Source organism: Paenibacillus sp. W4I10, assembly GCF_030816325.1.
GTDB classification, from domain to species: Bacteria; Bacillota; Bacilli; order Paenibacillales; family Paenibacillaceae; genus Paenibacillus; species Paenibacillus amylolyticus_B.
Genome location: NZ_JAUSXX010000001.1, coordinates 3,325,740 through 3,344,347, shown reverse-complemented (window position 1 = coordinate 3,344,347; position 18,608 = coordinate 3,325,740). Strand labels below are relative to the sequence as shown.

Here is an 18,608-nt window from a genome sequence, read left to right as displayed (position 1 = left end):
GGAACGGAAGTAAGTAATTTACCGAGGAAAGAAGGACACACCGTGACAGCAGAGGAACACTTAACAAAGGACGGCCAGGGACGCATTAACACGGGTCTTGATGCAGTGAAGAAGACAAAGGAGAGAGTGAACGCTCCGGTGGCCTTAATTACGGGTACATCCAGTGGTTTTGGTATGCTCACCGCAATCGGCCTTGCCAAGCAGGGATATCTTGTTGTTGCTACAATGCGTGATCTGAGTCGAAGAGAAGAATTGGTGAAACTGGCTGAACAGGCGGGGTTAGCTGAACGTTTGCAATATGTGCAACTGGACGTGACCGATGCTGAATCGGTGCAAAAAGCTGTGGAGTCCGTACTTCATAATAATGGCCGAATCGACATGCTGGTGAACAATGCAGGATTTGCGGTTGGCGGGTTCATTGAGGAAGTATCGATGGAGGATTGGCGGCGCCAGATGGAAACGAATCTATTTGGATTAATCGCCGTGACACGTGCGGTCCTGCCTGTAATGCGTGAACAGAAGCAGGGGTTGATTATTAACTTGTCCAGCGTAAGTGGGTTGTCCGGTTTTCCGGGGTATGCGCCCTATGCTGCCTCCAAATTCGCTGTGGAGGGATTCACGGAAAGTATGCGGCATGAGATGTCTTCGTTTGGCGTTCGGGTGGTATTGGTTGAACCAGGTGCTTATCGTACGCCGATCTGGAATAAAGGTTTGGGTGAGATTCACCGGAGCGAAAACTCTCCATATAAGCATAAGCTGGATGCGGTTCTTCGTTATTCCAAACATGCGAGTGAGACGGCACCTGATCCACAGGAGGTAGCTGATCTGATCTGCCGAATCGCACGGATGCGTGCACCAAGACTTCGATATGCGCTCGGAAAAGGTTCGCGTGTCCTCATCATAGGTAAAGCACTGTTACCGTGGAAGTGGCTGGAGCGGATTATCGCCCTTGGTTTAAAATAGAGATTGGCAGGAGCTAAAATTGTACCATTTGCGAATGGGAGGGGTTAGCCATATTCGAATTCATCGTCATTATTTTACTTCTTGCGATTGTGGGTCTGCTCTTTCATATCAATAGCAAGCTGCCAGCGCGTGACCGGGTGAAGGAAGCAATGGAACGGGATCGAAATCAGAAACATAATCAGGATGCTCCAAATTAAAACGCGGAGGTTACCAATGAAAATTGCATTCGTTTTGTTTGATGGACTGACTTTCCTTGATTTTGCAGGGTTTTATGATGTGATCAATCGGTTGAATTTCTTTGAACCTACCAAAGGAACGACGTGGGAAACCTGTGCCATGACAGATCAGGTCACGGATGAGTCTGGTCTAACGTTGAAGGTGGATCGAGTGAAGCCTGACCTGTCGGAATATGATCTCGTGTTTATCCCCGGAGGCATGGGAACGCGCAAGCTTCGATATGACGAGGCCTTTGTAGGTTGGCTGAAACAGGCTGAGTCTGTGCCTTTGAAGGTTTCCGTGTGTACAGGCTCTCTGCTACTGGGTGCAGCTGGTTTTTTATCCGGTAAAAAAGCAACAACACATCCACATGCATATAATTTGCTTGAGCCGTATGTCACTGAGGTGATTCAGAAGCGGATTGTAAAAGATGGAAATATAATTACAGCTGGTGGAGTAGCCACGTCCATTGATCTGGGGATTTATGTTGTTGGGTTGCTTGCAGGACAGGAAGCGGCAGCGAATGTAAAACTTCAGATCGATTATCCTTATGAGATGCAGGGAGTGGTCGAAGAATGAATGAAGGCGGAAAGCAAGAGACCTATACCATTCGCAATATTCAGCGGGATGAAGCAGACATTTACTGGTCTTTGCGACTGGAAGCACTGAAAACACATCCTGAAGCCTTCGGGGCTTCGTTTGAGTTGTCCATTCAACTCCCCATGAGTGAAGTGCAGGAGCGCATACATAATGAACCGGATGATTATATTCTGGGAGCATACACAGAAGAAGGAACCTTGGAGGGAATGATGGGTTTCAAAAGAGAGTTCGGCCTAAAGCTCAGGCACAAAGGCATGATCTGGGGCGTCTATGTAGCTCCGCCATATCGGGGAAGACATCTGGAGGGCATCAAGCAGATTAATCTGAGTGTAGTGACAACAAATGAATCAGCCCGACGTTTATACGAGCGATATGGGTTTGAAGTTTATGGCATCGAGCGTAACGCACTGGAAGTCTATGGTCAGGGATATGATGAGGCGCATATGAATTACTTTTATACGGAGCATTCTACATTGAATGAAAATATCACAGCAGGAGGGGTTCTATGACAGATCATATTGAACTTGAGATCGACGGTGTTTCCTTTGTCTTAAAAGAGTCTCATTCTTTCGATTGGGTACGGCCCTTGGGTACGGTCTTTCGCGTATTCGATCAGCAGGATTCAGGGAATCTCTCTTTTGGTATTGTGCAAAAGGATGGAAAGCGATTGTTCGTTAAATATGCGGGAGCACATACGATTCATGCGAATCATACGGGAAGTCCCCCGGAAGCCATTCGTAATCTGAAATCATCTGTTTCCGTATACGAAGATTTGGCGCATGACACGTTGATTCGACTAACGGATCATTTTGCAACGGATGAGGGTTATGCCTGTGTATTCGACTGGGTGGATGGGGAGTGTCTGCACTCCCATTGGTATTTCCCACCTCCGGCCAAGTATGAAGATCCGCGTTCGCCCTATTATCGGTTCAGACAGCTTCCAGTGGAGACACGCATTCGAGCGATGGAGGAGATTCTGGATTTTCATATCGAGGTGGAACGAAGAGGTTATGTGGCTGTAGATCTGTATGATGGCAGTCTGATCTATGACTTTGACAGAAACTTTATGAAAATTTGTGATATCGACTTGTATCGGAAGGGCTCTTTTACCAATACCATGGGGCGTATGTGGGGATCTTCCCGTTTTATGTCTCCCGAAGAGTTTGAGCTAGGCGCGCCCATAGATGTGGTTACCAATGTATTCAACATGGGGGCAACGGCTTTTGCGTTGTTCGGCGGGGAGAAAGATCGTTCCTATGAGAGATGGGATGCCGGAGAAGCATTGTATCAGGTTGTGATACGTGCAGTCAGTGCTGATCGGTCCCAGCGGTACGCAACGATTGCGGAACTTGGTGAGGCCTGGGAACAAGCTGCCGTGCAAGGGCAATGAGTGGAGCGGTGTAATTTTCGCAAATATGCAAAATCCATTCGTATGTGTGTTCGAAATCCCGTATAATGGAAATTATTAAGGGGGTGCAGACGATGTGCAGATATGCCATGTCAGGACCATATAAAGACATCTATGTTTGTTTCATTTGTCGCAAATCTTTTAAACAAGTTTCCAGACATGACCTGAGCCCTGAGGTGGTGGCACAACTTGAATATAAATGCCCGCAATGTGCCACGTCTATGGTTAGCATGGGACAGGATTTCCAGGCACCCAAGCAAAATGATACCAGACAATGGACCAAAGTGATGATGTTGTATCGTCATGGTTATACCTATCATAATTGCGGGTGCGGGGCTGGATATCGCCCGGCTGATTTACGTGAATTATCCGATTTTCTGGAGCAGCAAGAAGCTGGTAAAGGCAGTGAAGGCAAACGATTATTGCAAAGGTTAACTTCATAGTTATGGTTCCAAAATCCGACCTGTCGTCTATGGAAATGTTGAAAATACAGGCGAGCACGTTGTATACAATCAATGAGCAGCAGCGTCTATTAAGCATTAACGAGCCGGGGGGTGGGCAGGCTCCAGCCATTTTTATTGGCATGACTTCTGCTGGTTCACTGATCTATTATCATGAGCAGTTACCGCCGGATCTAATGGATGAGTTGGGTAAGGATTGCGAGCTTCCGTTGGATATTCCGAAACTGATTCGCAAGGTGGAAACCTTTGAGCCAGTTAACCATGTATGGATGGGACCCGCCTATGCTTTTCCTGAGTCATCTGACGAGTGGAATCATAAGGTTCAGTTGATTGGTCAGGAGCAGCATTATTTGCTGGCAGAGCATTTCCCTGAATTAACAGACCACTTGCATGAAAAAAGCCCTGTTGCCGCTTATATTATTGGGGATTCTGCTGTGGCAGTGTGCTGCTCCGCAAGACTCTCCGATCATGGGGCGGAAGCGAGTCTATATACGGCACCCGGTTATAGAGGACATGGATATGCAGCGGAGACGGTAAAGTGCTGGCAGTATTATGTCAAGGAGCGTGGACGCATGCCAATCTACAGTACATCTTGGGATAATCTCGCTTCACAGCAAGTTGCCCGTAAACTGGGATTAATTCAGTTCGGTGTGGATTTCAGTATCACAACTGTAGATTTGAGGAAGGACTGTGATGTCTGATGATCCGCACTTTCGTACAAAAGGATCTGCAGTATGTCATTGAAACGCATATTCGAATTTATCGAAATGAGTATAATTATGATCATAGCTTTGCTGAATTTATCACCCATGCGGTGGATTCGTTTGGACTTAAAGGCAATCATTCGAGGGAGATGTTATGGATTGTAGAGTTAGATCAGACAGCTTCCGGCTCCATAGGACTTACTCAGGTGAATGAAAATACGGCTCAACTTCGCTGGTTTCTGATCGAACCTGAAGCACGTGGTGCAGGATGGGGCGGGAAGCTTATCGAACAGGCAATTCTTTTTGCAAAAGAAAAGGACTACACATCCGTGATCCTGTGGACCAATGAGTCTTTGATCGGCGCGCGTAGATTATATCAATCTGTGGGCTTTGAAGTGAAGGAAGTCCGCAAGCAGATGTTGTCAGGTCAGGAGCTTACCGAAGAACAATGGGAACTTGTTCTGTAGTTGGCCGGGGGCTTGAGCATGAAAGCCGAATCTGTTGTCTTAACTCATTGTTGAAAGGAGTGGCACAGTGAATCGCAGAAGACTGATTCTGGGTTTGTTATCCGTATGCACAGCCTTGACGGTAGTAGCATGTTCGACTCGGACAGAAGACCAAGCATTATCAGCAACCATTGAAAGCAAGTTGCAGCAGATGGTTAGCGACCCTGTCCTCGTGACCAGCAGTAATCCCAATGATTATATTGGTGGTAACCGTGAGGCTTACGACGACATTTTGAATACGGGGGAGGCCGGACTGCTTTTCCTGCTGCAGCAACTCGAATCCAGTCCGGATAATGGTCTTAAGGAATGGATCATGGCTCAGGCCAGTACTGAACTGCTTGGAGAGCATAACCCCGTAGAGGCATGGCATAGTGGCAAGGACTGGCTCAGGCAGTATAAAATGAACGTAGAATAATGGGTCATCTTCTCTATAGTACCTGACTTAGCGGAAGTAATGGAGGGGGCGGAATCGATTCTGAAGAAGCGATAGCGTTCGCCTTTGTCTCCGAATTTATACATCTATAAGGTTATTCAAGAAAATTTGGAGACAACAGCGATCAGAAGAACGATCCGTAACCGGAATGGTTCCCGCAAGCCGTCAAGCACTGTAGTGTGTGATGAGCCGGAAGTACAAACCTCACCTCCAGTCAGCATGAGCAGCATTGAGAGGTTCTTGGAACCCGAAAGAATACATTATAGAGGTGAAATCCTTGAATAAGAAAATTGCTTTTTTTGATTCAGGCATTGGTGGTTTAACCGTTTTGCATCAGGCATTACAACAGTTTCCGGAAGAAAAATTTCTGTACTACGCGGATACCCTGCATGTCCCGTATGGAACCAAGTCTGCGGATGAGGTTAGAGGACATATTTTTGATTGTGTGGAAGCCATCGTTCAGGAGGATGTTCAAGCAATCGTGATTGCTTGTAATACAGCAACAAGTCTGGCTGTGAAGGATCTGCGCGCCAAGTACGATATCCCGATCATTGGCATGGAGCCTGCGGTGAAACCAGCCGTGGAGATGAATCGTGATAGTGGGAAGAGAGTGCTTGTATTTGCCACGGCCCTCACCTTGAGCCAAACCAAGTATAACGAACTGGTATCACGTGTTGATGATCACCACAGTGTGGATTCCATTGCGCTGCCGGAACTTGTGGAATGGTGTGAACAGCTGGATTTTGATCCGGGCAAAATCGCTGATTATTTCCGCTTCAAGCTGGCAGATCTCGATCTTCATGGGTATGGCACAGTGGTGCTTGGTTGCACGCATTATCCATTCTATACGTCCATTCTGCGCACGGTTCTGCCCGATCATATACAGATTATTGATGGCAGTACAGGTACGGTGAACCATCTCAAGCAGCGGCTTGGACTGGTGGCTCAACATGGAGACAGAACAGGGAAACAAGTCACTTTCCTCAGTTCATCAGGCCGACCGGAAGAGCAGGAGAAGATGTACAGTGCACTTCAATATCTTGAGAAGAACTCTATGTAGGTTACACCATAGGAGGTGATAGCTATGCAGTCCATTTATCTTATCCGTCACGCTAAGGCCACAGGGCAGGAACCCCATGCAGAGCTTACAGATGAAGGGATCAGGCAGGCTGAAAAACTTGCAGATATCTTGGCTCATCACTCCATAACGTATGTTGTCTCCAGTCCATGGAAAAGGGCCGTTCAGACGGCTATGCCACTGGGCATAGCAACGCTGCAACGTATACATACGGATGAACGTCTCCAGGAGAGGATACTTAGCTCTCTTGATCTGCCTAACTGGATGGATGTACTGAAACGTACATATGATGATTTGGATTGGGTGGAAGAAGGCGGGGAATCTTCGAGAAACGCGGCTGCAAGGGGGCTGGCACTACTGGAAGAGTTGTGGAGCAGACCGGAACAGCACGGAGCCGTATTTACACATGGGAACTTGTTATCACTGCTTATTCGTGAGTATGAACCATCCTTTGGTTATGAAGAGTGGGCCAAACTGTCTAACCCGGATGTGTATGTGCTGGAGAGACAACGACCGGATGCAGGGATGTCCACCATTCGGAGAATTTGGACAGATTAAACAGTAAAAGAGTGCTCCAGCGATATTATATCAGCCAGAACACTCTTTTACTGTTTATCCATGGGGCATATTTACAATGCGGCAATCATGATCATAACCCATCCAGCCAAAAATGCGACTCCGCCAAGTGGGGTAATGGCTCCCAATTTGCGAACACCCGTTACACTTAAAGCGTACAGGCTGCCAGAGAACAGGATGATCCCGGCGAACATCAGCCATCCGGCAAGCATGACGAGTGAAGAGGATTCGAGACGGTCTGCCAGCAGTCCGATCAGGATGATTCCTAGTCCGTGGATGAGGTGATATTGAACACCGGTTTCATAGATTTTGATCATGTCAGCGGATAGTTTGCGCTTGAGCGCGTGTGCGCCAAAAGCACCCAAAGCAACAGCCAGGAACATCATAATACTGCCGAGTATAATCAGGGTTTGCAATGTGTTTTTCTCTCCTTTTAAGGGTAATTAGTTATAACATCAAAGTGTACTGCACGAGTGTTGTCTACAGTTTACGCAATTGAATCTGCCCAATGGAGTGATCGGCTTCCTTTTTAAGAATCAGTCTGGCACGCCCTTTGGTTGGCAAAATGTTTTCATGCAGATTTTTGGCATTGATATCCTGCCAGATCTGGTTGGCCGTACGCACGGTTTCTTCTTCATCGATATTGGCGAATCGTTGATGGAAAAAGGAATCCGTGTTCTGGAAAGCTGTATTGCGGAGCAGCTTGAAACGCTCAACGTACCAGTGTCGTATATGCTCTTCTTCCGCATCAATGTAGATGGAAAAATCGAAGAAATCACTAACCAGCAAAGGCGTTTCCTTTTTGATCTGAAGTACATTGATGCCTTCAATAATGAGAATATCCGGTTGACAGATCTGCTTCTCTTCCCCTTGAATGACATCGTAGGCGAGGTGAGAGTAGACGGGTGCTTTCACTTCGGGTTTGCCTGACTTCACATCACCCATGAACTGAATCAGGGATTTGATATCATAGCTTTCCGGGAATCCCTTGCGGTTCATGATGCCCTTCTCTTGCAGCACCGCATTGGGATATAAGAAACCGTCGGTTGTGACAAGGTCAACCTTCGGGCTATTCTTACCTCTGGCGAGCAGTGCCTGTAGTAAGCGGGCCGCTGTACTTTTGCCCACGGCAACACTTCCCCCGATTCCAATGATGTAGGGGGTGGGGAGAGCTTCTTTTTTCATAAAGGAGGCCGTCAGTCGATTCAGCTCTCGTGAAACTCTTGCATATAGGTCAATAAAGTGGGTAAGAGGCAAATATATATCTTCGACTTCTTGAATCGATACCTCTTCATTCAATCCCTTTAACTGTTCTAATTCGGCTTCCGTCAGTGGAAGAGTGGTCTGATGTTCTTTAAGTTCAGCCCATTCCTTGCGGTTAAACTCGATGTAAGGAGAGTATAAATTCATGAGATCCCGCTTTCTGTATGTAATATAATTGTGGACACAACCTTTAGTGTATCAAATTTCAGGAAACTGACAACACCTTTACATTGTGCATTTCATAATGCCTTTCGTCAAAATGGAGCGAAAAACAACTTATAGGAAAGTTTAACCCAATTTATGTTAAAGTCAACGTATACCATGCGGAAGGGTGACAGCACATGATCGTATATGAGAGAGAGCATGATTTTGTTTTGACCGCACAGCATGAGCATGGACTAGTAGCCGGAGAGATGGCTTCCCACTGGAAAAATGAATTATTAGCCGATGCTGCGCATCGGGATGAATTGATTCTAGCGGCCAAGGAACATGACCGTGGCTGGATTGAACTGGATTCATCTCCGTTCTGGAATGATTACAGTCAATCGCCGTATTCATTTCGTGACTTTCCATTGCGTCCGCGTTTTGTATTCTACCATAAAGGGATTGAAGAAGTTCGTCAGAAAAACCTCTACGCCGGATTATTGTGTAGCTTGATGTACACGGAGCTGTTTCAGAAAAATCTGGGGGCCAATGCTCAGGATGATGATGACATCCGAGATTATCTGCAGCAAGAACACGAACGTCAGCTGGATTGGGAGAAACAGCTTGGTGGTGATGCTGAAGCACTGAAACAGAGGTTGCAAAGTGATGTGGAGATCATGCTTTTCTGTGATCAGCTCAGTCTGTTTCTCTGTATGGAGGAACCTGGAACACCTGCTGCGCGTTATGATTTTTTTGCAGAAGGGCTCAGTTGTACGTTTGATGCCTGTTCCAGACAACCGATTCAGGCAGAGTGGTTATCCAATGAAAAAGTAGGCCTGTCTTTTTTCCCGTTTGATGAGGAATTTACGATCGTTTTGCCTTATAAATCGGTGCCAAAGGCAAGTATCCGCAAATTTGGTATGCAACAGGCTTATCGCCGGGCTGAATGGAAGGAACGCCGGGTGTTGATTACGGAATTGAACTGAGAACTGGAAACTCCAGGCTTGAGGAAAGAGCAGCATAGAATATCACAAAACAGGCGGGCTTCTGATGTACAGGTGTACAGGGCGTCCGCCTTTCGTATGCATATATATCATCATAGACTATAGTATGAGACAGGTGAAAATACCAATGAATCAGAGTGGGAATAAAGAAGGAAAACACAGGTTATTCCCAGAAATGTTAGAGTACAGCAGAGAAGCGCACGTTAGCAGGAGGACGAATATGGATACTAGAATAGAGATATTAACGATGTGTATGGTATGGGACAAAATGAATGATCAGGTGTTGCTAATGAATCGGCCGGATCGCAAAGGATTTCCGGGATACATCGCTCCTGGGGGGAAGGTAGACTTTCCGGAGAGTATCGTGGATGGTGCCGTGCGGGAGGTTCTGGAGGAGACGGGGCTAGCGGTCAATGAGATTACGTATAAAGGGCTTGATGAGTTCTGTGATCCCGAACAAGGATTGCGGTACATGGTATTTAACTATTTGGCGACTTCATTCGAGGGTCAATTATTGCAAGATCCGCCCGAAGGCGAACTGTTATGGGTGCCTATGAAGCGGGTTTTTGAGCTGCCTATGCAGGATTGGTTTGCTGAACGTCTCCCGCGTTTTTTCCAAAAAGGCACTTTTGAGCGGAGCGTGATCTGGGAGAAGTCATCCGGACGTACGCTGCAAGAGACATTTATGGTGTATAGCGATTCGGTACTTGAACAGAGTGGGACCAGATAAAGTTAAAATGTCAGAAGGAGGAAAAATCATGGGATACCAGCATGCTCTGCAAGGATACATTGCGGCGACGAATACACATCAGTTTGATGAAGTCAGTAAATGGTTATCGCCACAAGCCGTATATTGGTTTACGGGAACGTCCTGTACTACCCCTAACGAAATTCGGGCTTATTTTGAGAACGCTTGGGAGACAGTCAAGGAAGAAGTGTATCGTGCTGAAGATGTTAAGTGGATTACGACTAGCAAAGAGCAGGCCGTTTGTATTTATACCTACCACTGGAAGGGAATTTATCAGGGAGAGCCGGCTTATGGCAAGGGTCGGGCCACGAATGTATTTGTTGCTGGGTTTGATGGGGAATGGAAATTAATCCATGAGCATTTAAGCTTGGGTTAGGATAAAAATAATGCCTCATAATGTATCATCCATATCTATATATTTATATCCAAATATTATGATATAATGAAGTTTACTATTTTTATAGGAGATGACTAGTCTGTGGGTAATAGTGTGTGATTAATAGATTGAGTAAACTAGTTTGGCGAAATGTAGAATGATATATTTGTGGATTTGCCATACATAGGCTTCTGCAAACAGGACGTAAATGAATATTGTACGATGAAAAGGTGGAGATTGGCATGAAATTGTCGTTCCGGATTTTGGACTGGGAAGAAGAGAGACCCTACGAACTTTTATTGATGGCTGATCCTTCAAAAGCAATTGTGGATGAGTACCTGAGTCGGGGTGTTTGTTTTATTGCCGAGTATGAAGGAGAGATGGTTGGGGAGTTCGTATTGTTGAAGACTCGCCCAGAGACTGCGGAGATTGTTAATATTGCCGTACAGGAAGAACTGCAGGGACAAGGTGTAGGCAAACACATGATTAAGGAAGCGATGGAAGCTGCACGGAGATTGGGCTGCCGGATTCTCGAGATTGGGACGGGCAACTCCAGCTTTCATCAATTGAAGTTATACCAACGTTGCGGTTTCCGCATTATCGGGGTTGATCGTGACTTCTTTGTGAGGCAATATGAGGAAGAGATTATAGAGGATGGTATCCGCTGTGTGGATATGATCCGTATGGCCATAGATTTGGATGCTGTTACAGAGGATGAAAACGAAAGGAAGAGCCCTTAAGTGAATCGGCATACACATATTGGGGTATATGGCTTGGTCGCTTGGGAGGAGCAATTCCTGTTGATTAATAAGGCACGCGGGGCATATCAGGGGCAATGGGATTTACCAGGCGGAAGGCTGGAATTTGGCGAGCAGCCAGAGACTGCTCTTCATCGTGAGATTGAAGAAGAGACGGGCCTGACCCATCTACAAGTGATGATTCGTTCTGCGGAGTCTACGGTACTGGAATGGGTGTATCAAGGTGAGCCGGAAGAGCTGCACCATATCGGGATGTTGTATGATGTTGTTTTGACCACAGCCAGTCAGCCGGATCATATCAAAAAAGAACCCGATGGTGAAGATTCGCTGGGCGCGGGCTGGTTTACACTGGAGCAGGTTAGAGATCTTTCCTTAACGCCGTTTGCGGAGTATATGATTAGTCAAAGTACGGCTTGATGCGCATCCTCAACTTTATTGTTAACTTAAATTTGCTGAATTCAAAGAAGCTGCTCGGATAATTTATGTCTGGGCGAGCTTTTTTCAGTTGGTCTCCTGAAGAAAACCCCAATTATTTGTTGATTGTGATGTCAATTGGTTAATGTTTAACTGGACGGTTTGTTTTTGAACATAATGGACCACAATTTAATTAAGGAGGTAAATGGGAGATCGTATGCCTATTTTGTTGTAATTAAGCGTTCGTTGCTCTATCCAAATTGCTCGATTTATTCGATTCATCTAATTTATGCATCAATTGAACTAAAAATAGGAAATGCTCCTGAGCGTAAAAGTTTATAGAATAGATATTAGAACATGGACTTCACTTGAAGAAGAGGAGAAAGTGTAACCTTCGAACGGATCAGGACAGTATTCGACATCTGTGCGACGGTATATACAATCATTGTTTTACTTTGATTTTGAAAACGCAGACAAACCTTGACGGGAGCGTCGGACTAACGTTACTACCACCAACAGCACGATTATTGGACTTCATGAAAAATTTCGCTTAAAATGTTGAACGAACGCAAATTACGGCTTAGTCAATGATTTCCGTCAAAAACTTATGACTAAATCAAGACGGAGGGAACGTCGATGACGATCGTGGAAGGCAACAAGAAGCCCTGGGAAAGTTACTATGGCCCCAATATGGGATACGTACAGGAACAATATGAATTATTCACTCAAGACCCTGGTTCGGTTACACCGGCTTATCGTGAACTATTTGAACAATGGGGTGCACCGCCGATGTCTGGCAGGGATGCACGCACAACCTTGAATTCCGGCAACGCCCAATCTGCTTCCGGAAGCGTAGACATTCAATTATTACAGAAAGCGGTTACAGCGGGTAAACTGGTATGGAACATCCGTACCTATGGTCATCTTGCTGCAGATATAGATCCGCTTGGAATCAGTGAAGATACAGACACATCTTTGCTGGAACCTCAGCATTTTGAATTAAACGAAGAAGATCTGAAAGCTTTGCCTGCTTCCCTGATCTGGGAAGGTGCAGATGGACAGACAGCAACCGGATGGGATGCAATCCAACGTTTGCGTCAGATATACACTGGGCCCATGGCCTACGAATTCAGTCATGTGCACGAAGTTCAAGAGCGTGAGTGGCTGAATCGTCGCGCGGAATCTCGGACATCACCGGCTCCGCTTACGTCGAAAGAACGTAAGGCTTTGCTGGAACGTTTGGTTGAAGTCGAGCAATTTGAAGATTATCTTCACAAAACATTTGTTGGGCAGAAGCGTTTCTCCATCGAAGGTAACGATGTGCTTGTGCCGATGCTGGATGAAGCTGTTCGCATCATGGCAGAAGCCGGATCAAGCCACATTCTGATGGGGATGGCTCACCGTGGACGGTTAAATGTACTGGCTCATGTTTTGGGCAAACCGTACAGCAAAATTTTCTCTGAATTTCATCATGCTCCGAACAAAGATTTGGTTCCATCGGAAGGTTCGACTGGAATCAACTACGGTTGGACGGGGGATGTCAAATATCATATGGGTGCCAACCGTTTTGTAAAAGACGGGGAAACTGTGCAGGCTCGCCTTACTCTGGCGAATAACCCGAGCCATCTGGAATACGTTAATCCGGTTGTACAAGGGTTTGCACGTGCGGCTCAGGATGACCGTCGTGACCCTGGATATCCGAAGCAGGACGTAACGAAGGCAGCTACCATTTTGATGCATGGTGATGCAGCATTCCCTGGAGAAGGGATTGTTGCAGAGACGCTTAACTTCAAAGCTCTGCCAGGATATCAGAATGGCGGAACCATCCATATTATCGTCAACAATCGTCTGGGTTTCACTACAGATAGCGGTGATTCCCGTTCAACGTATTACGCAAGTGACCTTGCTAAAGGGTACGAAATTCCGATTGTACACGTGAATGCGGACAATCCGGAAGCTTGTATTGCAGCCATTCGTATGGCAGCAGAGTATCGCAATCGTTTCAAAAAGGATTTCCTGATCGACTTGATTGGTTACCGTCGTTACGGCCATAATGAAACCGATGATCCAGAAACGACTCAACCTATCGTTTATGACAAGGTGAAAAACCATCCAACGGTAAGCCACTTGTATCAGGATCAGTTGAAGCAGGAATCGATTATCGATGATGCGTCCATTACGAGCATTCGCGATGGAGTAACGAACAAATTAAAAGAAGCTTATGACCAGATGAAGAAAAATGAAGTACATGAATATTACCAACGGAAAATCAGTGAGCCTGAAGCTGTTACGATTACGCCTACTGCCGTACCATTGGAGAATCTGCGCAGCATTAATGCGGACCTGCTGAAATGGCCTGAGAACTTCAATGTGTATCCAAAGTTACAGCGGATCTTGCAACGCCGGAGCACTTCCCTGAACGAAGGGGAAAAAGTGGATTGGAGCCTTGCGGAGACACTGGCATTTGCAACCATTCTGGCAGATGGCAAGCCAATTCGGATTAGTGGACAGGATGCCGAGCGTGCTACATTCGCTCATCGGAATCTGGTACTGCATGATTCGGAGAATGGAGCCAAGTTCTGCCCATTGCATCACTTGCCACAAGCAAGAGCATCCTTTGCAATCTATAACAGTCCGTTGTCTGAAGAATCCGTTGTTGGATTCGAATACGGATATAACGTATATTCACCCGATACACTGGTCATCTGGGAAGCTCAATTCGGAGATTTTGCCAACTGTGCACAGGTTATTTTTGACCAGTTTGTATCAGCGGGTCGTGCCAAGTGGTCTCAAAAATCCAGTTTGGTCATGTTGCTTCCACATGCGAATGAAGGTCAGGGACCTGAGCATACAAGTGCTCGTCTTGAACGCTTCCTGCAGCTTTGTGCAGAAGACAACATGACGGTTGCCAACTTGTCGAGTGCATCTCAGTACTTCCACTTGTTGCGTCGTCAAGCTTCGTTGACTGAAACGGAAGATGCTCGTCCACTTGTGATGATGTCACCAAAAAGTCTCATTCGGAATCCGCGTGTTGCTTCACCGGCAGTCGAATTTAGTGAAGGCAAGTTTGAGCTTGTGCTGGAGCAAGCTGGACTGGGGACACAGCCGGATCGCGTAGAGCGCATTATTTTGTGCAGTGGCAAGATTGCCATCGACCTGGAAGATGCTTTTGAAAAAGATAAAGCAGATTGGTCATGGCTTCACATCATTCGAGTGGAACAACTATATCCGTTCCCGGCAGAAGAGATCAAACGTATACTTGCACGTTTCAGCAATGTAAAAGAACTGGTATGGGTACAGGAAGAAAACAAAAACATGGGTGCCTGGACATACATGGAGCCTCGTCTTCGTGAAGTTGCCCCGGAAGGCACAACCGTTAGATACGAAGGTCGCCCGGAACACGCAAGTCCTTCCAGCGGTTATCAGCTTGTGCATAGTATGGAACAGCAACAGATTATTACATCTGCGTTGAAACAAACGACGAAGAATAATATTCCACTGGGGAGGTAACAGCTGTGAGTGAAATTAAAGTACCTGCAATGGGTGAGTCAATAACTGAGGGAACTGTATCCAGATGGATGGTTAAAGAAGGGGATACCGTTAATCAGGGTGATGTGCTTCTTGAACTGGAAACGGATAAAGTAAATATTGAGATCAGCGCAGAAGAAAGTGGCGTGCTGGAGAAGATCATACGTCAGGAAGGAGAGACGGTCGAGATCGGTGAAACGATCGGTACACTCTCAGCTGGTTCTGGAGGAGGAAGCGGTGCACCCGCTTCCGAACCAGCAGCTGAAGAGAAAAAGGCCGTTGCTCCTGCGCCTGAAGCTCCAACACCACCACCTGCACCTGTTGCGGCAGCACCGGAGTCATCCGATAGTGCGAAGACGGCTTCACCATCTGCTCGTAAGCTTGCACGTGAACGTGGTATCGAGTTGGATCAGGTTCAGAGCAAAGATCCGATTGGACGGGTATACCAGGATGATGTGAAGAGCCATAACAATCAGGCGCCTGCTCCTGCTGCTCCACCTGCGAGTAAAGCTCCAGCAGCACCAAGTGCTCCGGCAGCTGGAAGTTCTACCTATACCAAACCAGTGGAGCGTCAGCGGATGTCTCGCCGCCGTGCGACCATTGCCAAACGTCTGGTAGAGGCTCAGCAGACAGCAGCCATGTTGACTACGTTTAATGAAGTTGATATGACTGCGATCATGGATGTACGTAAACGCCGTAAGGACAAGTTCAAAGAGAAACATGAGATTAACCTGGGCTTCATGTCCTTCTTCACCAAAGCGGTTGTGGGGGCTCTGAAAAAATTCCCTACAATTAACGCAGAGATTGATGGCGAAGATGTTGTGCTCAAAAAGTATTATGATATCGGCATCGCCGTATCTGCGAAGGAAGGACTGGTTGTACCGGTTGTACGTGATGCCGATCGTCTGGGCTTTGCCGAGATCGAGAAGAGCATTGCGGACCTGGCATCCAAAGCTCGTTCCAACACGCTGGCGTTATCTGATCTGCAAGGTGGAACGTTCACCATCACCAATGGTGGAACATTTGGTTCCTTGTTGTCTACGCCAATTCTGAATACACCTCAAGTGGGTATTCTGGGGATGCATAAGATCCAGCTTCGTCCAGTCGCGATTGATGCAGAGCGGATGGAGAACCGTCCAATGATGTACATCGCGCTGTCCTACGATCACCGGATTATCGACGGTAGTGAGGCTGTTCGTTTCCTCGTGACCGTGAAAGAACTGCTTGAAGACCCGGAATCTCTGTTAATTGAAGGTTAATCCATAAAGCTTGTTTATAGCTATTATTCATATCGTTCAACAAGAAAACCCCTGAACTGGAGCGCAGCGTGAGCTGCACATCCGATCCAGGGGTTTCTTTTGCTGTTGATCATGGTATGTTGCCTCCGGCTCTATTAGATAGAGTCAGCCGTCTCAGTATGGTTCACCGGGCTAGGGTGTGTATTCGATCCAGGGGTATTCCGCTCTAGCCAGTTCACAACATGCTGAGCCACTTCTGTTCGGTTGATCTCATGCAGCATTTCATGGCGTCCATCCGGATACAGGCGATACTCAATATTCTCCAGCTGAAGCTTCTTATACTGCGAGACCAGATTAAGAACGCCTTTGCCATGAAGTCCGACAGGGTCCTTCTCACCTGAGAACAGGTATACGGGTTTGTGTTTGGGTATGCGCTCCATATTGTGTGGAAGATGGACTTCAAGCAGCAATTTGAAGAAGTCGCGGAAAAAGCCTGCTGTACAGATTGCTCCGCACAGGGGATCATCAATGAATCGCTGAACCTCTTGTGAGTCCCGGGACAACCAATCAAACGGTGTCGCGGCAGGGCGGAAAGAGCGGTTAAATCCACCAAACACAATCGCGTTGAGCAGCATGCTGGGATGAGTAGCCCCCTGAATGCCACATTGCAAAAAGGCGAGCTTCTCTCCAAACCGGAGCAGACCGCGTCTGCCGTTTGTACCGGATAAAATAAAGGCGTGGTACTGCTCATGACCAGCGTACATGAGATGTTGTACCAAGAATGAGCCCATGCTATGTCCCATGAGAAACAGGGGCACCCCAGGATTCTCCTTGGCGGCTACTTCGCCCAGATTGATCATATCACTCGCCATCCAGCGGAAGGCATCGATACCAGCATTACCAAGTAGCTTGGCATTCTCCACGGTTTTGCCATGACCCCGATGGTCATTGGCATAAACCGCATAGCCATTTTGGGTAAGAATGTCGGCAAATTCGGCGTATCGGGCTGCCGTCTCGCCCATGCCATGTGCAATTTGCACTACACCTTTAACGTTGCATTCCGGATCGGGAAGCCAGCGGTACACATGAATACGGGTACCTTCACTAGCGACCAAGGCAAAGGTAGATTCCTGCATCTCGTGTAATTCCTCCTTCACAGGTTACATATAAGCTTGATTTATGGCAGATAAGAGCGAAGAACAGTGGTATTTCCATCTAATGTATAAGAACCCAGATTGGCTGGCAAGAGATAACATTGTCCAGCTTTCAATTCAATGCTGTCTGATTCAGCATGTGCCCACTCCAAAGTTCCTTCTCCTTCACAGACAACGAGAATCGTGAAACTGTCAGGATTGGTGGAGAGTTCCCAACGTTTATTCACAACACCTTTTTCAACTACAAAATAAGGGCATTCCGCAAGCTTGAGCCATTCACCAGGAGTGGCGTTATTTGTTTTCATCGTTGAGGCACCAGCGCCCTCATAGGCGGTGACATTTAATGAGTCTTCAACATGCAACTCACGTGGTTTGCCATCCAGCCCTGGACGATTGTAATCGTATATCCGGTACGTCGTATCCGAGTTTTGCTGAATCTCAGCGACAACGACCCCTGCACAGAGCGCATGCACTGTTCCAGCAGGGATAAAGAACGTATCACCAGCTTCTACAGGCACCTGACGAAGGGTATCCATCACCGTGCCGTTTTCCAATGCTTCTTTTAATGTTGCCCGATCAACGCCTTCATTCAAGCCGTAGATGATGTGTGCGCCCGGTTTTGCGTCGAGTACATACCACATTTCTGTTTTGCCAAGCTCGCCAGGAGGCAGTGCCTCATACTCGTCTGTTGGATGAACCTGAACGGACAGGTCATCGTTGCAGTCAAGCAGCTTAATCAGAAGGGGGAAACGGCCGCCTTTTTCGGAAACGCCTTTGGTTCCAAGCCATTCGGTGCCCAGTTGTTCACGAACTTCATCCAGACCCTTGCCAGCAAGTGCTCCATTTAATACCTTGGTTGTACCGTTTGGATGATCCGCAATCATCCATCCTTCTCCGATATGTCCTTCAGGGGGCGTAAGGCCGAATTGCTCCAGCGCACGACCGCCCCACACACGTTCTTTGAATTCAGGTTGGAATTGTAATGGGTATGGCGTAGACATCAGTAATCTCTCCTCTAGTATATGAAGTGGTGGAT

21 protein-coding genes are annotated in these 18,608 nt (G+C 46.9%); 17 read left to right on the top strand and 4 right to left on the bottom strand.

Translation table 11 applies throughout. The annotated features are described in order from the left end of the window. The first annotated feature begins 42 nt into the window (after nt 1-42). From QF049_RS14845 to QF049_RS14800, 10 genes are all read left to right on the top strand, one after another. On the top strand, nt 43-963 hold the full coding sequence (locus QF049_RS14845) for an SDR family oxidoreductase (protein ID WP_307538366.1): 921 nt from the start codon (nt 43-45) through the stop codon (nt 961-963). A gap of 213 nt (nt 964-1,176) precedes the next feature. Continuing rightward, on the top strand, nt 1,177-1,758 hold the full coding sequence (locus QF049_RS14840; protein ID WP_307538364.1) for a DJ-1/PfpI family protein: 582 nt from the start codon (nt 1,177-1,179) through the stop codon (nt 1,756-1,758). Then, nucleotides 1,755-2,288, top strand: a complete 534-nt coding sequence (locus QF049_RS14835; RefSeq protein ID WP_307538362.1) for a GNAT family N-acetyltransferase — start codon at nt 1,755-1,757, stop codon at nt 2,286-2,288. Before QF049_RS14840 ends, QF049_RS14835 begins: the two co-directional genes overlap by 4 nt. Next, the gene (locus tag QF049_RS14830) at nt 2,285-3,169 is read left to right on the top strand and encodes a serine/threonine-protein kinase (protein ID WP_307538360.1); all 885 of its coding nucleotides are present in this window, start codon (nt 2,285-2,287) and stop codon (nt 3,167-3,169) included. Before QF049_RS14835 ends, QF049_RS14830 begins: the two co-directional genes overlap by 4 nt. Nucleotides 3,170-3,234: 65 nt before the next feature. After that, on the top strand, nt 3,235-3,630 hold the full coding sequence (locus QF049_RS14825; protein ID WP_307538358.1) for a hypothetical protein: 396 nt from the start codon (nt 3,235-3,237) through the stop codon (nt 3,628-3,630). Between the two features lie 2 nt (nt 3,631-3,632). Continuing rightward, nucleotides 3,633-4,349: a GNAT family N-acetyltransferase gene (locus tag QF049_RS14820; protein ID WP_307538356.1), complete on the top strand. Its 717-nt coding sequence runs from the start codon at nt 3,633-3,635 to the stop codon at nt 4,347-4,349. Continuing rightward, nucleotides 4,349-4,819, top strand: coding sequence for a GNAT family N-acetyltransferase (locus tag QF049_RS14815; RefSeq protein WP_307538354.1), 471 nt, complete (start codon nt 4,349-4,351; stop codon nt 4,817-4,819). Before QF049_RS14820 ends, QF049_RS14815 begins: the two co-directional genes overlap by 1 nt. A 67-nt stretch (nt 4,820-4,886) precedes the next feature. Then, nucleotides 4,887-5,273 carry a hypothetical protein gene (locus tag QF049_RS14810; protein ID WP_124113667.1) on the top strand — a complete coding sequence of 129 codons (387 nt, stop codon included), beginning with the start codon at nt 4,887-4,889 and terminating at the stop codon, nt 5,271-5,273. Nucleotides 5,274-5,568: 295 nt separating this feature from the next. Continuing rightward, nucleotides 5,569-6,351 carry a glutamate racemase gene (gene murI, locus QF049_RS14805; RefSeq protein WP_124113668.1) on the top strand — a complete coding sequence of 261 codons (783 nt, stop codon included), beginning with the start codon at nt 5,569-5,571 and terminating at the stop codon, nt 6,349-6,351. 24 nt (nt 6,352-6,375) lie between these two features. Further along, nucleotides 6,376-6,927, top strand: coding sequence for a histidine phosphatase family protein (locus tag QF049_RS14800; RefSeq protein WP_307538350.1), 552 nt, complete (start codon nt 6,376-6,378; stop codon nt 6,925-6,927). Between the two features lie 71 nt (nt 6,928-6,998). On the opposite strand, the gene QF049_RS14795 is transcribed toward QF049_RS14800, so the two are convergent. Further along, nucleotides 6,999-7,361: a DUF423 domain-containing protein gene (locus QF049_RS14795; RefSeq protein WP_307538348.1), complete on the bottom strand. Its 363-nt coding sequence runs from the start codon at nt 7,359-7,361 to the stop codon at nt 6,999-7,001. 64 nt (nt 7,362-7,425) lie between these two features. After that, on the bottom strand, nt 7,426-8,355 hold the full coding sequence (gene coaA, locus QF049_RS14790) for a type I pantothenate kinase (protein ID WP_062833405.1): 930 nt from the start codon (nt 8,353-8,355) through the stop codon (nt 7,426-7,428). Between the two features lie 194 nt (nt 8,356-8,549). Between coaA and QF049_RS14785 the strand changes: the two genes are divergently transcribed. From QF049_RS14785 to odhB, 7 genes are all read left to right on the top strand, one after another. Then, nucleotides 8,550-9,338 (top strand): DUF3891 family protein, encoded by a 789-nt coding sequence (locus QF049_RS14785; RefSeq protein WP_307538346.1) that lies wholly within the window; start codon nt 8,550-8,552, stop codon nt 9,336-9,338. Nucleotides 9,339-9,576: 238 nt separating this feature from the next. Further along, nucleotides 9,577-10,086, top strand: a complete 510-nt coding sequence (locus QF049_RS14780; protein WP_150364831.1) for an 8-oxo-dGTP diphosphatase — start codon at nt 9,577-9,579, stop codon at nt 10,084-10,086. A 28-nt stretch (nt 10,087-10,114) separates the two neighbouring features. Further along, nucleotides 10,115-10,480 (top strand): YybH family protein, encoded by a 366-nt coding sequence (locus QF049_RS14775; protein ID WP_133384111.1) that lies wholly within the window; start codon nt 10,115-10,117, stop codon nt 10,478-10,480. 242 nt (nt 10,481-10,722) lie between these two features. Continuing rightward, nucleotides 10,723-11,220, top strand: coding sequence for a GNAT family N-acetyltransferase (locus QF049_RS14770; protein WP_307538342.1), 498 nt, complete (start codon nt 10,723-10,725; stop codon nt 11,218-11,220). Next, nucleotides 11,221-11,655, top strand: coding sequence for an NUDIX domain-containing protein (locus QF049_RS14765; RefSeq protein ID WP_307538340.1), 435 nt, complete (start codon nt 11,221-11,223; stop codon nt 11,653-11,655). Nucleotides 11,656-12,288: 633 nt separating this feature from the next. Next, a complete protein-coding gene (locus QF049_RS14760) occupies nt 12,289-15,162 on the top strand; it encodes a 2-oxoglutarate dehydrogenase E1 component (protein ID WP_307538338.1) in 2,874 nt (957 codons plus the stop codon). A gap of 5 nt (nt 15,163-15,167) precedes the next feature. After that, nucleotides 15,168-16,439 (top strand): 2-oxoglutarate dehydrogenase complex dihydrolipoyllysine-residue succinyltransferase, encoded by a 1,272-nt coding sequence (gene odhB, locus QF049_RS14755; RefSeq protein ID WP_307538336.1) that lies wholly within the window; start codon nt 15,168-15,170, stop codon nt 16,437-16,439. Nucleotides 16,440-16,573: 134 nt separating this feature from the next. On the opposite strand, the gene QF049_RS14750 is transcribed toward odhB, so the two are convergent. Together QF049_RS14750 and QF049_RS14745 are read right to left on the bottom strand one after the other, a co-directional pair. Beyond that, the gene (locus tag QF049_RS14750) at nt 16,574-17,554 is read right to left on the bottom strand and encodes an alpha/beta fold hydrolase (RefSeq protein ID WP_307538334.1); all 981 of its coding nucleotides are present in this window, start codon (nt 17,552-17,554) and stop codon (nt 16,574-16,576) included. A 41-nt stretch (nt 17,555-17,595) separates the two neighbouring features. Beyond that, nucleotides 17,596-18,573, bottom strand: coding sequence for a type I phosphomannose isomerase catalytic subunit (locus QF049_RS14745; RefSeq protein WP_307538333.1), 978 nt, complete (start codon nt 18,571-18,573; stop codon nt 17,596-17,598). Nucleotides 18,574-18,608: the final 35 nt, after the last annotated feature.

Coding starts and splice junctions, on each gene's coding strand:
- QF049_RS14840 (WP_307538364.1), top strand. CDS start 1,177: ATGAAAATTGCATTCGTTTTGTTTGATGGACTGACTTTCCTTGATTTT.
- QF049_RS14835 (WP_307538362.1), top strand. CDS start 1,755: ATGAATGAAGGCGGAAAGCAAGAGACCTATACCATTCGCAATATTCAG.
- QF049_RS14830 (WP_307538360.1), top strand. CDS start 2,285: ATGACAGATCATATTGAACTTGAGATCGACGGTGTTTCCTTTGTCTTA.
- QF049_RS14825 (WP_307538358.1), top strand. CDS start 3,235: ATGGAAATTATTAAGGGGGTGCAGACGATGTGCAGATATGCCATGTCA.
- QF049_RS14820 (WP_307538356.1), top strand. CDS start 3,633: ATGGTTCCAAAATCCGACCTGTCGTCTATGGAAATGTTGAAAATACAG.
- QF049_RS14815 (WP_307538354.1), top strand. CDS start 4,349: ATGATCCGCACTTTCGTACAAAAGGATCTGCAGTATGTCATTGAAACG.
- QF049_RS14800 (WP_307538350.1), top strand. CDS start 6,376: ATGCAGTCCATTTATCTTATCCGTCACGCTAAGGCCACAGGGCAGGAA.
- coaA (WP_062833405.1), bottom strand. CDS start 8,355: ATGAATTTATACTCTCCTTACATCGAGTTTAACCGCAAGGAATGGGCT.
- QF049_RS14785 (WP_307538346.1), top strand. CDS start 8,550: ATGATCGTATATGAGAGAGAGCATGATTTTGTTTTGACCGCACAGCAT.
- QF049_RS14780 (WP_150364831.1), top strand. CDS start 9,577: ATGGATACTAGAATAGAGATATTAACGATGTGTATGGTATGGGACAAA.
- QF049_RS14775 (WP_133384111.1), top strand. CDS start 10,115: ATGGGATACCAGCATGCTCTGCAAGGATACATTGCGGCGACGAATACA.
- QF049_RS14770 (WP_307538342.1), top strand. CDS start 10,723: ATGAAATTGTCGTTCCGGATTTTGGACTGGGAAGAAGAGAGACCCTAC.
- QF049_RS14760 (WP_307538338.1), top strand. CDS start 12,289: ATGACGATCGTGGAAGGCAACAAGAAGCCCTGGGAAAGTTACTATGGC.
- QF049_RS14750 (WP_307538334.1), bottom strand. CDS start 17,554: ATGCAGGAATCTACCTTTGCCTTGGTCGCTAGTGAAGGTACCCGTATT.
- QF049_RS14745 (WP_307538333.1), bottom strand. CDS start 18,573: ATGTCTACGCCATACCCATTACAATTCCAACCTGAATTCAAAGAACGT.